The organism is Paenibacillus sp. MT124 (assembly GCF_058792755.1).
In genome coordinates this window covers 4289503-4305024 of record NZ_CM179500.1, presented here as the reverse complement: position 1 = coordinate 4305024, position 15522 = coordinate 4289503, and the positions used below count along the sequence as shown (strand labels likewise).

Genomic DNA, 15522 nt, shown 5'->3' with positions numbered 1-15522 from the left:
ATCAAATAATCGATGTTATGGATCGAATTAACGGAGGTAACCTTAATATGGATCAGCAGTTGGAACTATATGATGTAACCATTATCGGCGGAGGTCCCGCCGGGATGTACTCTGCCTTTTATAGCGGTATGCGGGATATGAAAACAAAATTGATTGAAGCACGGGACAGACTCGGCGGACGCATGCTCTTTTATCCGGAGAAGATGATCTGGGACGTGGGTGGTGTAACACCGATTTTATGCGCAAATTTGATTAAGCAGTTGGAAGAGCAGGCGAGAACGTTTGACCCTACGATTGTGTTTGAACAGCAAATTGAAGGTTTTGAACGTCAGCCTGACGGTACGATTATTCTGACGGCTGCTACGGGTGAGAAACACTGGACTCGGACCGTCATTATGGCAATCGGTTATGGAATATACAAAATGGCGAAGCTGGAACTTGAGGGAGCTGACCGTTACGAGGTAACGAATCTGCACTACACGGTGCAGGAATTGGAACCTTTCCGGGGCAAACGTGTGCTTATCTCTGGGGGAGGCGATTCTGCAGTCGACTGGGCCAACGAGCTTGAAGCTCTGGCAGAACAAGTCACGGTTGTACATCGACGCGATCACTTCGGCGGACTGGAGCGAAATGTCATTCGTATGAGAGAATCCTCGGTGGATGTTCGTACACCCTATGCAGTGAATACGCTGCACAGTGTTAGTGGCGAAGTAATTGAACAAGTGACGATATCCCACGTGGAAACAGGTGAAAGTGAACTGCTGGAAGTCGATGCAATTATCGTTAATCACGGCATGAAGAGTGACTTTGGCCCCATTCGGGACTGGGGATTGGATCTTGGAGAGTGGCATGTAACCACAACAGAGAAGCTTCAAACCAATATTCCGGGTGTATTCGCGGCAGGCGACTTTGTGGATTATGGCAGCAAGCTATATCTTATTGCAGGAACTTTCACGGATGCTGCCCTAGCGGTCAACAGTGCCAAACTTTACATGGATCCTGAGGCAGAAAAAGTTGCCTATGTATCTTCTCATAACAGCCGATTCAAAGAGAAAAACAAAGCTCTCGGTGTTGTAGAAGAATAAATACCAAATCAAAAAACCATAACCTTAATTACCTTGACTGAACATCAGGTATTAGGGTTGTGGTTTATTTTTTGTGTGTCTAAATTTATTAAGCTAAAATGTCAATTGATGTATTGGGGGTTAACATTGTTGAAGAATTGGAATGTTTGTTGTTGTCCGTAACCTCGTTGTTATCCGAAAGGATATGGTCTTTATTTTCCTTTTCCGCTTTCACCTCTTCTGTAGAAGCTTTCTCAGCAGTCGGTTCATTGCGTGGAGCTGTTTCGTTTATATCTTGGAGTAATTCCCCAATTTTCTTATCCGTACTTCTAATGTGGGATTTAACTTCCTGAACCATTTCTCGTTTCATCTGAAAAACGGTATGCTCTGCATTTTCAAGCATTACCGATTTGCCGTTATCTGCATGAGGATTACTGTCTAATAAGGTGCGATCAAATCGAACGCCGCCCTCAAGCGTGTTGATTGAACCTTGCATTTTCTCACGGGATCCAACCAGCTTTCCCAATTGATCGTATGTATTGCTATTCTTGATTACAGAACCGAGTGAGACCGTATCTTCAGGTTGAGATTCAGAACTCTTGGGCTTTTCATTCTCTTTTTGACGTGTCTTTTCCTGAATCTCTTCTGCTTTAATTTGAGCAATTTGAGCGTCAATTTCCTGGATACTGGAGTTCAGGGTTTGAATGCGCTGCATTTTCGTTTTAGTATCCAGTTTTTCATTGGATCTCACTGTTTGAATTTCTTCGCTTAGTCTTGCTTTTTGTTTCATTAGGTCCTGGATGATCTTGTCCGTTTTGGTAGCTGTATTACTGCTGCTCTGATTGGTTCCGGTGCTTCTGTTCGATGATGAAACGGATAACATAGGATATTCCTCCTGGGTGTGATAGTCGCATGATTTTTTAATCATACTTATTATAATATCGGAATTTTGGGTTATTCTGTTAAGAGACACTGAAACATGCAGCAGCTAAGATGTATGGCAGTTTGATCAGTTCCGAAGTGAAAACTATAATATGAAAATAGACGAATAAATCTGACAGAGTGGAGAATACGGGGTGGGGTATGTCTAAAATGTTTCGGAGTTTCATTTCCTCTGTCCTCAGGGTTACCAAAGGAAAGAAACGAATCAAATACGCAGCCATTTATCTTGCTGTTGCCGGTGCTTTGCATCGATTACTGGTTGAGAGTAGGCGTGAGCGATCCGCAGCCAAACGACTGCAGCAGGATCTTCCTGTCGCAGAACTTGGGCAAATGAAGCTGGAACCGGGAGATATCGTTTACACGCCAAGTTCGGAATCGACCTATTATGCAGGACACATGGGGATTATTGGACTGGACGGCAAAGTGTATCATGTTCATCCTTATGGACCCGTGTTCGCCGATTCCCTAGAGTGGTATCTTACCAGGTTCTATGAAGGAGATCGTTTCATTGTATTTCGTTCACGTTTAAACCAGGCTGGGCAGCGTGCGGCCGAGTGGGTGCACGAACACTACAAGCAGGTTAAGTTTTATCGATTGCAGACCAATTTGCGAAGCATTGAACGAAATTATTGCTCCAAATTTGTATACCAGGCCTATCAATTTACCTCCGGCTTGGATTTGTGGAGCCGCAGGTTTACCAGGCTGAATCAAGGATACATTTATCCATTTCGAATTGAGCGTTCGCCGGCGCTGGAAGTGCTGGGTACGTTTTATAAATAAAGATTAACGCTGACAGGGCTATCCTTCGTTCTGTGTCCAGGGAGGATAGCTTTTGTCGGTTTTTTTTGATATGTGTACCGATTAAAGACAGGAAAAGGCTCTAAAACGTCGAATAGATTATGAGATAGACGTGCACAACTGGGAATGGTATACATAATACCGGCAAGTTCAATTTGACCGGAGAACGACGAAGAATGGCTGCAATTTAAGTCTAGAGAAAGAGTGAGAGTGAGATGAAATGGCTGGGCTTCTTACGCGGATTCAGACGCAAACAAAACGTAGTGAAGCTATCGGACTACATACCTAAAAAAGAAAGGAGGCACTACTGCTCCATTTGCAAGAAAAAAGTTGAATCAGTTGTTCATTACGCAGCGCCTCAGGGAAATGTTGCAGGTGTATGCAGTTCCTGTAAGCTGTTGGCGGATGAACGTGGAATGTACCCCATTTAATAGGAAGAATCATGCTCAGGAAATAACATTGCTTTGATTTATGAGCATTTTTGTAGTACATTAGCAAATGTATTCGAAGGAGGATTCTAATGTACTCAGGTAGACAAGACGATACTTTATACATCATGACCTACACCTTAAACAGCGGTATCAAGGGTACGGTTCCACTGTCTAATAAGCAGATTGTTGAGTGGCTGGATTGCTACAGAAATGAGAAGCGCTTCGTGACCGAGATTGGGAAAGAGTTCTTTGGATTGAATGCAGGCCTCGTGGCAGATTTCAAAGTTCAAAATCATTTATCCGATTATCAACAGACCATCATGCCCACACAGCAGCAGGATAATCTGGAACGCTTGTCCAGTGCATATAAATCAACCGAGCTATTGATGAAAATTGATTGCAAATGCGGTACGGCATATGTAACGGAATCTCCATATAAGCGAACCAAATGGTATTGTACGAAGTGTAAAGAGATCGTATTTCTGGACGCCAAAAAAGGAATGGTAGAAACGTCCCGCGGTGACGCATACTACATGACCAACAAATATTTTGTTTCCCGCGAATAGTGGGAGACTACGAATTAGAGCATCGCTTTGAAGCGGTGCTTTTTTGTAATGAATGTTGAACCGGGTAGAGCGAATGCAGTGGTTAAGCAAAAAAAGCCCTTCAGGGCTTTTTAAGAACAGGCAGGTCTGACTCAGAGATCTGTATCAGAGAACCTGCCGAATATATAATAAAAGCTGAACTAGCATTCTACTTTGTGAGGAGGAATGAAACAGCAGCGGCAGCGTGGTTCGTAAGCTTCCGAATCGCCAATCATGACAACCGGGCCAAGAGTGACTGGCTCTCCATTCACAATACGTTGAGTGAAGGCAGCATCAGGGCTTCCGCAAACTGCACAGAATGCGGAGAGTTTCTCAATGTCATCGGCCATGGCGAGCAGACCCCCAATATATCCGAATTCCTTGCCTCGATAATCCATATTAAGACCATCTACAATCACGTGTTTGCCGCAATAGGCAAGCTCGGAGACCAGGTCCATAATGGCACTGCTGAAAAATTGCACTTCATCAAAAGCAACCACATCAGCATCTTTGGTCTGGGCAAGAATCATCTCCACGGATTCCGGAGTTAATTGTCGGGGGATGGAATGGGCGGGAAGGCGATATCCGATTCGGCTGACAATCTCGTCCTGAGCAAACCGATCATCTTCGGCTGGTTTGTAAGCAACGACCTTTTTACGGCCAAATTGAATCAATTTCTGACAACGGCGAATGAGTTCACCGGATTTTTCACTGAACATGGGTCCAGTAATTACGGTAATACGTCCTGTTTGCACGGTGCTGCTACTCCTCTCACATACGGATTCAACAAAAAAAGCGACCATTACAGAGTACCACAAAATCTCCGTTCAGAGCTAGAACTAATCCAAGCTGCTTTGTGTTACTATATGGATTATTACACTGTTGGTAACGGCAGTTGTGAAGCTGTAGTATTGGAAAAGAGGTGTTTTACAAGTGAATGAAGCGATAAATGAAATGCAGCAGCGGTATGAGGAATTAAAGGGACAGGCTGTCCTTCATGAAGGCGCGGAGGCACTGATTGCCGATCTGTTTGCGGAAATAGAGCGGCTGCAGGCCAGCAATTTAACCCTGCGCAGAACCATTCTGAAGTCTTCTTCCAAAGAGTCCCGGATGTCAACAAAGCTGAGGGATGCATTATACGAATAACCCGGAGATCACTCCGGGTTCTCTTCTGTCTGCAATTTGCGAGGAAATAGAATACCTGCTGTAATTCTGGCAATCATGGCAAAGGTAAGGCCAATGCCAGCATACATGTAGATCACGGTAAATGCTTTGCTGAAACCAGTGGTAGGCACAAATTCAGGATGCCCCACCGTCGTCAGAGTCACGGCACAGAAATAAAGCGCATCGATCCAGTGCAGCCCTTCCACACGGGTATAGAACAACGTTCCTGACAGCAGTGTTGCTGCAGTCAAGATAAAGAGTGCGAGAAACTTGGGGTCCTTGAACGCGTGGAAAATGCCCTTGAGCAATCTTTGCAGCGTCATGAGAAACGATATCATGTTAAACCATCCTGTCTTTTTTTGATGTCGATCATTCGCATCATTTTCTTCTAGTTACGTACGGGATGATGCTGAGACATCCATGTGAATAAATAAGCATTATACCTGATCCTGCATGAATGATAAAGCTGGGGAGAACAGCAAAAAGCCCGGACTTATGAAAGCTTGCCGGGTGTCTCTGCCTGTTCGGTTGTGTTTTTGGAACGGAAACGGGGACCCACATAATTGCGTTTACGGTCACGGAACAAAATCCAGCCCCCCAAGAAACTCATGCCTGCAGCAAACAAGAGAAGCCCGCCTCCAAAGGAAAGCCACTGGAATCCTGGTGAGATCTGATCATTCCCGTGCTCAGCATAATATAGGAAAAGGGCGTCTTTCATCATCAAAAAACCTTTCATGGCCATTAGTCCGGGAATAACCAGGACCAAAATCGCCAAAAACCGTGCAAAGACCAGTCTAGTATTCATCACCATTTAACCCCTTCTGCCAAATGTCGACGTAAAATAAAGGTTGCGCTTACAGGTCATGCCTGATTCCATCATAGCTTGGTTTGTGCACGCTGTCCATGTGTTAGGACAAACTTTGAGTTGACTGCCCAAGGGGAGTACAATGGAATATAGTAAAGTTCTGCAAAAGGCTTTTCACCATCATCAACATCGTTCCATTCATAACGAAATCATATTGATAGAGGAGAACATAAAAGATGCCAATTACATGTGATGTTGCCATTCTCGGAGGAGGAACCGGAGGTTACGTTGCCGCAATTCGTGCTGCCCAGTTGGGTAAACAGGTCGTCATTATCGAGAAGGACAAGCTTGGGGGCACCTGCCTGCATCGCGGATGTATTCCTAGCAAGGCGCTGCTAAGAAGTGCAGAAGTGTACGCAGAGATTCAAGAGAGCGAATCGTATGGAATTGAGACAGCTGGAGCAACGCTGGTATTTCCCAAAGTGCAGGCCCGTAAGGATGCCATTGTAGAACAGCTTCATCAGGGCGTTCAATATTTGATGAAAAAAAATAAGATTCAGGTCGTACAGGCCAAAGGCCGTGTCATCGGACCATCCATTTTCTCGCCGCAGAGCGGAGCCGTAGCTGTAGAGTTTGAAGATGGAGAGATGGATACGGTTGTGCCGACCAATCTCATCATTGCTACCGGGTCACGTCCGCGCGTACTTCCGGGCCTGGAGCCGGATGGCCGGTATATCATGAGCAGTGACGAAGCTCTGCGGATGGATGAACTGCCAACATCACTCATCATCGTGGGTGGTGGCGTGATTGGGCTGGAATGGGCATCCATGCTGAATGACTTCGGGGTGGACATTACGGTTGTCGAGGCTGCAGATCATGTGTTACCCGCAGAAGACGAGGACGTGGCAAGGGAGATGCAGCGGTTGCTCGGCAAACGCGGAGTACGCTTCCTGACAAAGGCTAAAATCATGCCAGAATCATATGAGGCTGGTCAAGAAGGCGTTCGAATTGATGTTCAGATTAATGACGATCAGCAGGAGACGCTCAGTGCGGACAAAATGCTGATTTCCGTCGGGCGGCAGGCTAATGTTGAGAATATTGGACTCGAAAACACGGATATCAAACTGGACCGTGGATTCATCGCGGTAAACAAACATCTGCAGACCGGTGAAGGGCATATTTACGCCATTGGAGATGTTATTGGTGGATTACAGCTTGCGCATGCAGCGAGTCATGAAGGCATTCTGGCCGTGAATCATCTGGCAGGTGAAACCGTTCATGCAGTCGAATCCCACCGTATTCCGCGGTGTGTGTACACTCGTCCTGAGGCTGCAAGCATTGGTTTCACGGAGCGTGAAGCGAAAGAGCGCGGCTTCGATGTCAAGACCGGCAAGTTTCCGTTTCAGGCGATTGGCAAATCGCTCGTTCATGGAAACAGGGACGGTTTTGTGAAGGTAATCGCCGATGCCAAGACGAATGATATATTGGGTGTACATATGATTGGTACCCATGTGACGGAACTGATTGCAGAGGCTTCACTTGCACAAATGCTGGACGCGACGCCTTGGGAAGTAGGCCAGACGATTCATCCCCATCCTTCCCTTTCCGAAATTATGGGTGAAGCGATGTTGGCCGTAGACGGAAAGGCCATTGGAATGTAAGTCTGAACAGGCTTATAAGAAAGGTCCTTTCCTTTTTTGGGCAAAAGGGATTATAATAAGGTTAAGCCAAGTCTTAGTACCAGGTTATAAGATCGGGTTGTAAGACGGGCACAGGCTCTGATTAAAAGGAGGTACCTCATATGAGTTCACAAGGTACTGCAGATGCGGTCCACCGCCATGAACAGCTGGGACTTAGCGATGGAGAAGTATTGGACATGTACAAATACATGCTGCTTGCACGCAAGTTCGATGAACGTTGCTTGCTCTTGCAGCGGGCCGGCAAAATTAACTTTCACGTATCCGGTGTAGGTCAGGAAGCTGCGCAAGTGGGTGCTGCTTTTGGACTGGACCGGGATCACGATTATTACTTACCTTATTACCGCGATTACGGCTTCGTATTGGCGGTAGGCATGACGCCTCGCGAGCTGATGCTCTCTGCATTTGCCAAGGCGGAAGATCCGAATAGCGGCGGCCGTCAGATGCCAGGGCATTTTGGTCATAAAAAGCTGCGAATTGTTACGGGCTCAAGCCCGGTTACTACTCAAGTACCTCATGCCGTAGGTTTTGCACTGGCAGCAAAAATGCAGAAAAAAGAATTTGTTTCATTTGTTACGTTTGGTGAAGGCTCAAGCAACCAGGGAGACTTCCACGAAGGAGCTAACTTCGCTGGAGTTCACAAGCTGCCTGTCATTATTATGTGTGAGAACAACCAGTACGCCATCTCGGTTCCGGTCCATAAGCAGCTTAGCGGCAAGATATCGGATCGCGCACTGGGGTACGGCTTCCCTGGATTACGGGTTGACGGCAATGATGCGCTTGAAGTATATGCTGCCGTCAAAGAAGCGCGCCGCCGTGCCATTGCCGGTGAAGGCCCTACCCTGATTGAAGCCATGATGTACCGTTTATCTCCTCACTCCACTTCCGACAATGATCTGGCTTACCGGACCAAGGAAGAGGTTGACGAGAATTGGAAGAAGGACGGCGTTCTTCGGATGAAAAATTATTTGATTGATTGCGGCATCTGGGACGAAGCCCGGGATGCGGATCTGGCTTCCCAGCTCGCGCTGGAAATGAAAGAAGCGACTGAATATGCAGACAACGCGCCATATCCGAAACCTGAGGATACTCTGACGCACGTTTACGCGGACAGCGAAGAAGGGGGACGGTAATCATGGCGGTTATGGAATATATCGATGCGATCCGTCTTGCGATGAAAGAAGAGATGGAGCGAGACGAGAATGTCTTTGTACTGGGTGAAGACGTCGGTGTAAAAGGCGGCGTGTTTACCACAACCAAAGGCTTGCAAGAGCAATTCGGCGAGATGCGTGTGATGGATACACCTTTGTCCGAATCCGCCATTGCAGGGGTAGCCATTGGGGCGGCTATGTATGGCATGAAGCCAATTGCGGAGATGCAATATTCAGACTTTATGCTGCCGGCAACCAATCAGATCATTAGTGAAGCGGCCAAAATCCGCTATCGTTCCAACAATGACTGGAGCTGTCCGATTGTTATCCGTGCGCCGATTGGCGGAGGGATCTTCGGAGGATTGTATCATTCACAATGTCCGGAATCCATTTTCTTTGGTACACCTGGTTTGAAAATCATCGCTCCTTACTCGGCATACGACGCCAAAGGTTTGCTCAAAGCTGCCGTCCGCGACCCGGATCCGGTACTGTTCTTCGAAAATAAGAAGTGTTACAAGCTGATTAAAGAAGACGTACCAGAGGATGATTACATCGTTCCGATCGGCAAAGCAAATGTGCTTCGCGAAGGTGCGGATATCACGGTTATCGGGTACAGCCAGCCGCTGCATTTTGTAATGCAGGCTGCGGAAGAGCTGGAGCGAGAAGAAGGGATTACTTCCCACGTTCTGGATCTGCGTACATTGCAGCCGCTTGACCGTGAAGCGATCATTGCTTCCGCTCGTCAGACAGGCAAGGTGCTCATTGTTCATGAGGACAACAAAACAGGTGGTGTTGGTGCCGAAGTTGCGGCTATTATCAGCGAAGAGTGCCTGTTCGATCTGGATGCACCTATTCAGCGTCTTTGCGGACCGGACGTACCGGCGATGCCAATCAGCCCGACACTGGAGAAATTCTACATGCTTAGCAAGGATAAAGCGAAGGAAGCGATGCGCACCCTTGCGGAGTATTAATTCGGTTGATCATAAGTTTCGACAATCTGTTCGAAAAAAAGGTTAAAAGCAAAGTTTGGAGTGATATAACAAATGGCTGAACGTATGAAATGGATCGAGGTCATTATGCCGCAGCTGGCAGAATCGCTGGTCTCGGCTACCATTGGAAAATGGTTAAAAAAACCGGGCGACCGGGTTGAACAATACGAGCCAATCTGTGAAGTAATCACCGATAAGGTCAATGCAGAGATTCCATCGACAGTGGATGGAATCATGGGCGACCTTCTGGTAGAAGAAGGTACGACGATTGCTGTTGGCGAAGCCATCTGCCGGATGCAGGTAGCAGCTGCGGATGATGAGCAAGTGGCAGAGCAAGTGACACAAGTATCCCAGCAGAACAATGCACAGCAAGGATCCGTGACTCCAGCAGGTCATGATCCCAATCAGCCTATGCGTAATCGCTACTCTCCTGCGGTACAGTCACTTGCAGCAGAACATGGTCTCAACTTGCAGGCCATTCAAGGAACAGGAGCAGGTGGACGCATCACACGCAAGGATGTGCTTGCTATTATCGCTCAAGGTGGCCAAACAAGTATACCGTCAGCACAACCTTCCTCTGAAGCTAGTCCATCTGCTTCACCGTTTAGCGGTTTGAACAAAAACGGGGCAGAAACGGGAATCTCCGCAAGAGAAGCGGTTTCTGCGCAGGATGCTGGCGTTCCCGTGAGACATTCAGGGATTCATTTGACGGAATCTCCGAAAATCCCGCAGATTGAAGTAGAAGGTGGCGGCCAGGGAAGATCGGAATATTTTATCGATGTTACTCCTGTGCGTAATGCCATTGCCCGGAACATGCGTCAGAGCGTATCGGAGATCCCTCACGCATGGACCATGATTGAAGTGGATGTTACCAACCTGGTCATGCTGCGCAATAAGCTCAAGGATGAGTTCAAGCGTAAAGAAGGCATTAATCTGACGTACCTCTCCTTCATGATGAAGGGTGTTGTAAATGCGATTAAGGATTACCCGATTATGAACTCGGTTTGGGCTGTCGACAAAATTATCGTTAAACGGGATATTAACTTGTCCATGGCGGTAGGTACGGAAGACTCTGTACTGACACCTGTGATCAAGCATGCGGATCAGCGTAATATCGCAGGTCTGGCCCGGGAAATCGATGATTTGGCACGCAAAACCCGTGAAGGTACCCTGAAGCTGGATCATATGCAAGGTGGTACGTTTACAGTCAATAATACCGGTTCCTTTGGTTCAATTCTTTCGCAACCGATTATTAACTATCCACAAGCGGCAATTCTCACGTTTGAGTCGATCGTGAAGAAGCCTGTAGTCATTAATGACATGATTGCCGTTCGTTCGATGGCCAACCTGTGTCTGTCTCTGGATCATCGGATACTGGATGGCGTCATCTGCGGCAGGTTCTTGCAGCGGGTCAAGGAAAACCTTGAGGGTTATAATATGGAAACAAAGGTGTATTAATGAAATAGAGTTGTCAAGGGAAAGTGTATGTGCCAAAGGCCGTGCACTTTTTCCCACTGTCTGCGGTTAAACGATCAAATATGGTTTGGACAATGAAGCGGAAGGGTGTGGGGAAATCATGAACAAGCCGCTGGATGTGACATACATACCGATGCTTGATTATGAACAGGCTTGGAACCGCCAAAAAGCAATTGTACAGCAGCTGGACGAAGGTGAGGGAGTCGAGCAGATGCTTCTGCTGCAGCATCCTCCCACGTATACAATCGGATCTCAGAATCATCCGGAGCATCTGCTTCTCAGCAAGGAGGAGCTCGAGGCAAAGGGGATTACCTTGTTTCAAATTGATCGTGGCGGTGATATTACATATCATGGTCCAGGCCAGCTTGTTGGTTATCCGCTGCTCGTTCTCGGCCGTGATGAAGCTCTTGATTTACATGGGTATTTGCGCAATCTGGAGCAGGTCATCATTGATTACCTGGCAGATGAGGGAATTGAGGCAGGCCGGAAAGAGGCATACACCGGAGTATGGATCGGAGATATGAAGATCGCTGCCATCGGGGTAAAGTTCAACCGTTGTAAACATCGGCGAGGATTCGTGACGAGTCATGGTTTTGCTTTTAATATTACTTCAGGTATTCAGGATGAAGGATTTCAGGGGATTATCCCTTGTGGCATAGAGCAGTACGGCGTAACCTCTCTCGAGGACATCACCGGCAGAACCTACACCGTGGAGCAAGTTGCCCAGCAGATTGTCCCCTATTTCGGACGTATTTTTCCATACGAGATGACTTGGAGAACCGAAAAAGAAGCCATTGTCCGTCTCTAGTTCAGACAGTCAAGGGCTTCAGATTCTATCCAAATAGTAGAGGTTCAAGAGCAATGAAAAGGGTAGACCCGATCATGGCAATCAGCATGAGATAGATCACGATTTTGAACCATTTCTTTTTTTGCATGAAGAGAGAACTCCTTTCAACAAATGAAAAATAAACAAGCATATTAATTGTATTGTACCGTATCCATGAGAGGGAGGAAAGTCCTATGATTAAACAGGAACGTGTTGTACATCAGTTTATGGAACTGGTGCAGATCGACAGTGAAACGAAGAATGAACATAACATCTCCAACGTATTGAAGGAGCAGTTTACCCAGCTGGGTCTCAGCATTTATGAGGACGACACCATGGAGAAAACCGGGCATGGAGCAGGTAACCTGATTGTTACCTGGGAAGCGGATGGTGCACCGGAGGCAGCGCCGATCTTTTTTACCTGCCACATGGATACTGTAACTCCTGGACAGGGAATTAAACCCGAGCTTGGGGAAGATGGTTGGATTCGCAGCGATGGAACAACGATCCTCGGAGCAGACGACAAGGCAGGTATTGCTGCTCTGCTTGAAGCGATTCGGGCGATCCAGGAGAACAAGGTTCCACACGGGAAAATTCAGTTCGTCATTACCGTTGGCGAAGAATCCGGTCTGGTCGGTGCCCGTGCAATGAATCCAAAAGATATTGAGGCTGAATTCGGTTATGCACTTGATTCCAATGGTGCAGTGGGAACAATTTGTGTGGCTGCCCCGGCGAGAGCCGAGATTCAGATGAACATTTATGGGAAATCTGCACATGCAGGTGTGAACCCCGAAGATGGCATCAGTGCCATCCAAGTGGCGGCGAAGGCCATTGCAGCAATGACACTGGGACGGATTGATGATGAGACCACAGCCAATATTGGCAAGTTTCAGGGCGGATCTGCACTGAACGTTGTGTGTGATTTTGTACAGATTGAAGCGGAAGCACGCAGTATTGTACAGGAAAAAGTGGAAAAGCAAATTGCTCAGATGCGTGAAGCTCTTGAAACAACCTGCCGCAAATACGGTGCCACAGCCGAATTCCGCAGCGAGATTTTGTATCCTGCCTTCGGGTTCCACGATGAGCATGAGGTTGTGCAGCTTGCACAGCGTGCGATTCGCGGCCTGGGTCTGGAAACAAGTACGTTTGCTTCGGGTGGTGGCAGTGATGCCAACATCTTCAATGGCTTCAACATTCCGACCGTCAATCTGGCGGTAGGTTATGAGGATATTCATACGACAAAAGAGCGCATTCGTGCGGAAGATATCGTTAAACTGTCCCAGGTTGTCGTAGCCATCATTCAGGAGACCGCTTCTGGCAGCAAGTAAGCATATATTGAGAGGTATTTATTTGGGAGCAAGCACCTCTCTACGTAAAAGTCCGAAACCGGTTAGCATCGGATTCGGACTTTTTGTGAATTCATGTTATATTTCATGGGAGAAATGAAAGTAAACAAGGATTACTTTCGTCCCGCAATCAGTTCACTTAGTTTGGCATCAGGACCCCATTCACGCAGCCATTGCTTGAGTATAAGCTGGACTTGCCTTGCTTGTCCGACCACATGTACCGATTGAGATGTCACATAACTGTTCATTGGATATCCCCCTGATTTGTTTTATATTTCTCGAAAGGTTATAGGCTCACGATATGCCAAAAAACGGGGGATTATACGTATTGTGAATATAAAATCTTAAAAAATGGAGTTGATCCTATATGAATCCTACCAACCAAACGGGCTCTAACCACCCGTCTAATCCCAAGCTCGATGAAGTAACAGTCTCGACGAAGCCAATCTTTGAAGGAAAAGTCATTTCTCTTCAGGTCGATACGGTCAAGCTGCCTAATGGACAGACAGCTTCACGTGAGATTATTCGTCACCCCGGGGCCGTAGCTGTGCTTGCCCTGAATGGGGATCGCATGCTGGTGGTTGATCAGTATCGTCAGGCGATGGGGCGTACCGAGGTGGAAATACCTGCAGGCAAACTTGATCCGGGAGAAGAGCCGGAGGCTGCGGCCGCTCGTGAATTACGAGAAGAAACCGGCTATGCAGCCAAGTCGCTGCGTCATCTGCGTTCTTTCTATACATCACCTGGTTTCGCAGACGAGATCATTCACTTGTATATTGCCGAGGAGCTCGAAGCCGGAGACATGGCACTGGATGAAGACGAATTTCTCGAGGTATCTGAAATCACGCTTGAGGAAGCTTATCAGCTCATGGATCAGAACCGGATCAGTGATGCAAAAACGATGATGGCTGTGTACGCATGGGATCTGTACAGAACAACAGGGCGGTTTTAATGATGGCAGATCAGCAGACAACGTCTAACACGTGGGATTCCTGTTACGCAGACCTGCATATCCACATTGGGCGTACGTCCCGCGGTGAAGCTGTTAAAATCAGTGGCAGCCGGGATCTGACCTTCGAGAATATTGCTCGTGAAGCGTCAGAGCGCAAGGGAATTCATCTGCTCGGCGTCATAGACTGCCATTCACCAGTGGTACAGATGGATATCGAGCAGCTGCTTGAGAATGGCACGATGTCCGAGCTGAAGGATGGAGGCATTGCCTACCAGGACACCACGATTCTTCTCGGTACCGAAATCGAGCTGCGCGAACCGGAGATGAGAGAATATCACATGCTGGCCTACTTTCGTGATTTGACAACGATGAAGTCATTTACGGAGTGGATGCAGCGTTATATGAAAAATGTGAATCTCAGTTCACAACGGGTATATGTCTCATCCCTCGAAATGCAGGCCGAGATAAAAGCCCGTGGCGGGCTCATCGTGCCCGCACATGCCTTTACACCTCATAAAGGCATCTATGGCAGCACGGCTCCGCGTATGGCAGATGTGCTGGATACAAGCCTGATTGATGCGGTGGAGCTAGGATTAAGCTCAGACTCATCTATGGCCAGCTACATTCAGGAGCTTGACCAGCTCCCTTTTCTAACCAATTCGGATGCACATTCCCTTGGTAAAATCGGACGCGAGTATAATGAGCTGCAGATTGCCCATCCTTCATTTGAAGAATTCAGCATGGCATTGAAGGGGCAGGCTGGAAGAAGTATCAGGGCCAATTACGGCTTGAACCCGAGGCTTGGCAAATACCACCGCACGTATTGTGCAGCCTGTGGCAGCATCATGGATGAACAGGCGATGTCAGCAGAACGCTGCCCCTATTGCGGCAGTACGAAGCTGGTGCAGGGCGTTCTGGATCGTATACTGGCCATTGCAGATCGGGAGAGCCCTCACGTTCCAGAATTCAGGCCACCGTACCACTATCAGGTACCGCTTGAGTTTATCCCGGGACTGGGCAAGGCAAAGCTGCGTCAGCTTTTGGAACACTTTGGCACCGAAATGAATGTCCTTCATAGAACAAGTGAAGAGGAGCTTGCGAGTGTTGTGGGACCCGTTCTCGCCAGTCTTATCGTTTCTGCTCGAAATGGTCGACTGGAGTTGTCATCCGGAGGCGGGGGAACCTATGGCAAGGTCTCTGGTAAGGAAATGGACTAAGACAGGTAGAAGGGAAGGATAGGGAGCGTATCGGGACAAGGAGTCATACCCACGTACTTCGGTTCATAGAATGACTGTGT

At 47.5% G+C, this 15522-nt stretch carries 18 protein-coding genes; 12 read left to right on the top strand and 6 right to left on the bottom strand.

The genetic code is table 11. The annotated features are described in order from the left end of the window. Positions 1 to 47: 47 nt before the first annotated feature. A complete protein-coding gene (locus AC3RCI_RS19440) occupies positions 48 to 1085 on the top strand; it encodes an NAD(P)/FAD-dependent oxidoreductase (protein ID WP_336780700.1) in 1038 nt (345 codons plus the stop codon). Positions 1086 to 1173: 88 nt separating this feature from the next. Here AC3RCI_RS19440 and AC3RCI_RS19435 read toward each other — a convergent pair whose 3' ends face one another. Next, positions 1174 to 1947 (bottom strand): FlxA-like family protein, encoded by a 774-nt coding sequence (locus tag AC3RCI_RS19435; protein ID WP_336780701.1) that lies wholly within the window; start codon positions 1945 to 1947, stop codon positions 1174 to 1176. Positions 1948 to 2147: 200 nt separating this feature from the next. Between AC3RCI_RS19435 and AC3RCI_RS19430 the strand changes: the two genes are divergently transcribed. After that, positions 2148 to 2786, top strand: a complete 639-nt coding sequence (locus AC3RCI_RS19430) for a hypothetical protein (protein WP_336780702.1) — start codon at positions 2148 to 2150, stop codon at positions 2784 to 2786. Positions 2787 to 3324: 538 nt separating this feature from the next. Continuing rightward, entirely contained in the window at positions 3325 to 3801 is a 477-nt protein-coding gene (locus AC3RCI_RS19425) for a hypothetical protein (protein WP_336780703.1), read from the top strand. 179 nt (positions 3802 to 3980) lie between these two features. On the opposite strand, the gene AC3RCI_RS19420 is transcribed toward AC3RCI_RS19425, so the two are convergent. Next, complete coding sequence (locus AC3RCI_RS19420; RefSeq protein ID WP_095290464.1) at positions 3981 to 4574, bottom strand: thymidine kinase; 594 nt, start codon at positions 4572 to 4574, stop codon at positions 3981 to 3983. A 178-nt stretch (positions 4575 to 4752) separates the two neighbouring features. Here AC3RCI_RS19420 and AC3RCI_RS19415 point away from each other — a divergent pair, with 178 nt between their 5' ends. Next, positions 4753 to 4965: a hypothetical protein gene (locus tag AC3RCI_RS19415; protein ID WP_095290465.1), complete on the top strand. Its 213-nt coding sequence runs from the start codon at positions 4753 to 4755 to the stop codon at positions 4963 to 4965. An 8-nt stretch (positions 4966 to 4973) separates the two neighbouring features. Here AC3RCI_RS19415 and AC3RCI_RS19410 read toward each other — a convergent pair whose 3' ends face one another. Then, positions 4974 to 5321 (bottom strand): potassium channel family protein, encoded by a 348-nt coding sequence (locus AC3RCI_RS19410; RefSeq protein ID WP_095359262.1) that lies wholly within the window; start codon positions 5319 to 5321, stop codon positions 4974 to 4976. A gap of 155 nt (positions 5322 to 5476) precedes the next feature. Next, positions 5477 to 5794 (bottom strand): DUF2627 domain-containing protein, encoded by a 318-nt coding sequence (locus AC3RCI_RS19405; protein WP_095290469.1) that lies wholly within the window; start codon positions 5792 to 5794, stop codon positions 5477 to 5479. Positions 5795 to 6024: 230 nt separating this feature from the next. Here AC3RCI_RS19405 and lpdA point away from each other — a divergent pair, with 230 nt between their 5' ends. The 5 genes from lpdA (at position 6025) to lipB (ending at position 11909) form a co-directional block, all read left to right on the top strand. After that, on the top strand, positions 6025 to 7449 hold the full coding sequence (lpdA, locus tag AC3RCI_RS19400; RefSeq protein ID WP_336780704.1) for a dihydrolipoyl dehydrogenase: 1425 nt from the start codon (positions 6025 to 6027) through the stop codon (positions 7447 to 7449). Between the two features lie 140 nt (positions 7450 to 7589). Continuing rightward, complete coding sequence (locus AC3RCI_RS19395) at positions 7590 to 8618, top strand: thiamine pyrophosphate-dependent dehydrogenase E1 component subunit alpha (protein WP_095290473.1); 1029 nt, start codon at positions 7590 to 7592, stop codon at positions 8616 to 8618. A 2-nt stretch (positions 8619 to 8620) separates the two neighbouring features. After that, positions 8621 to 9607 (top strand): alpha-ketoacid dehydrogenase subunit beta, encoded by a 987-nt coding sequence (locus tag AC3RCI_RS19390; protein WP_095290475.1) that lies wholly within the window; start codon positions 8621 to 8623, stop codon positions 9605 to 9607. A 72-nt stretch (positions 9608 to 9679) separates the two neighbouring features. Beyond that, a complete protein-coding gene (locus AC3RCI_RS19385) occupies positions 9680 to 11083 on the top strand; it encodes a dihydrolipoamide acetyltransferase family protein (RefSeq protein ID WP_336780705.1) in 1404 nt (467 codons plus the stop codon). 118 nt (positions 11084 to 11201) lie between these two features. Beyond that, a complete protein-coding gene (lipB, locus tag AC3RCI_RS19380; protein WP_492472580.1) occupies positions 11202 to 11909 on the top strand; it encodes a lipoyl(octanoyl) transferase LipB in 708 nt (235 codons plus the stop codon). Between the two features lie 25 nt (positions 11910 to 11934). Here lipB and prli42 read toward each other — a convergent pair whose 3' ends face one another. Further along, positions 11935 to 12036, bottom strand: coding sequence for a stressosome-associated protein Prli42 (gene prli42 / locus AC3RCI_RS19375; protein ID WP_095290480.1), 102 nt, complete (start codon positions 12034 to 12036; stop codon positions 11935 to 11937). A gap of 85 nt (positions 12037 to 12121) precedes the next feature. Between prli42 and AC3RCI_RS19370 the strand changes: the two genes are divergently transcribed. After that, positions 12122 to 13255 carry a M20/M25/M40 family metallo-hydrolase gene (locus AC3RCI_RS19370; RefSeq protein WP_492472581.1) on the top strand — a complete coding sequence of 378 codons (1134 nt, stop codon included), beginning with the start codon at positions 12122 to 12124 and terminating at the stop codon, positions 13253 to 13255. A gap of 131 nt (positions 13256 to 13386) precedes the next feature. On the opposite strand, the gene AC3RCI_RS19365 is transcribed toward AC3RCI_RS19370, so the two are convergent. Next, positions 13387 to 13521, bottom strand: a complete 135-nt coding sequence (locus AC3RCI_RS19365) for a Z-ring formation inhibitor MciZ (RefSeq protein WP_095290484.1) — start codon at positions 13519 to 13521, stop codon at positions 13387 to 13389. Positions 13522 to 13640: 119 nt separating this feature from the next. On the opposite strand from AC3RCI_RS19365, the gene AC3RCI_RS19360 reads away from it, so the two are divergent. Both AC3RCI_RS19360 and AC3RCI_RS19355 read left to right on the top strand, forming a co-directional pair. Then, positions 13641 to 14225 (top strand): NUDIX domain-containing protein, encoded by a 585-nt coding sequence (locus tag AC3RCI_RS19360; protein WP_095290485.1) that lies wholly within the window; start codon positions 13641 to 13643, stop codon positions 14223 to 14225. Beyond that, complete coding sequence (locus AC3RCI_RS19355; protein ID WP_492526026.1) at positions 14225 to 15442, top strand: endonuclease Q family protein; 1218 nt, start codon at positions 14225 to 14227, stop codon at positions 15440 to 15442. Before AC3RCI_RS19360 ends, AC3RCI_RS19355 begins: the two co-directional genes overlap by 1 nt. Positions 15443 to 15522 lie beyond the last annotated feature (80 nt).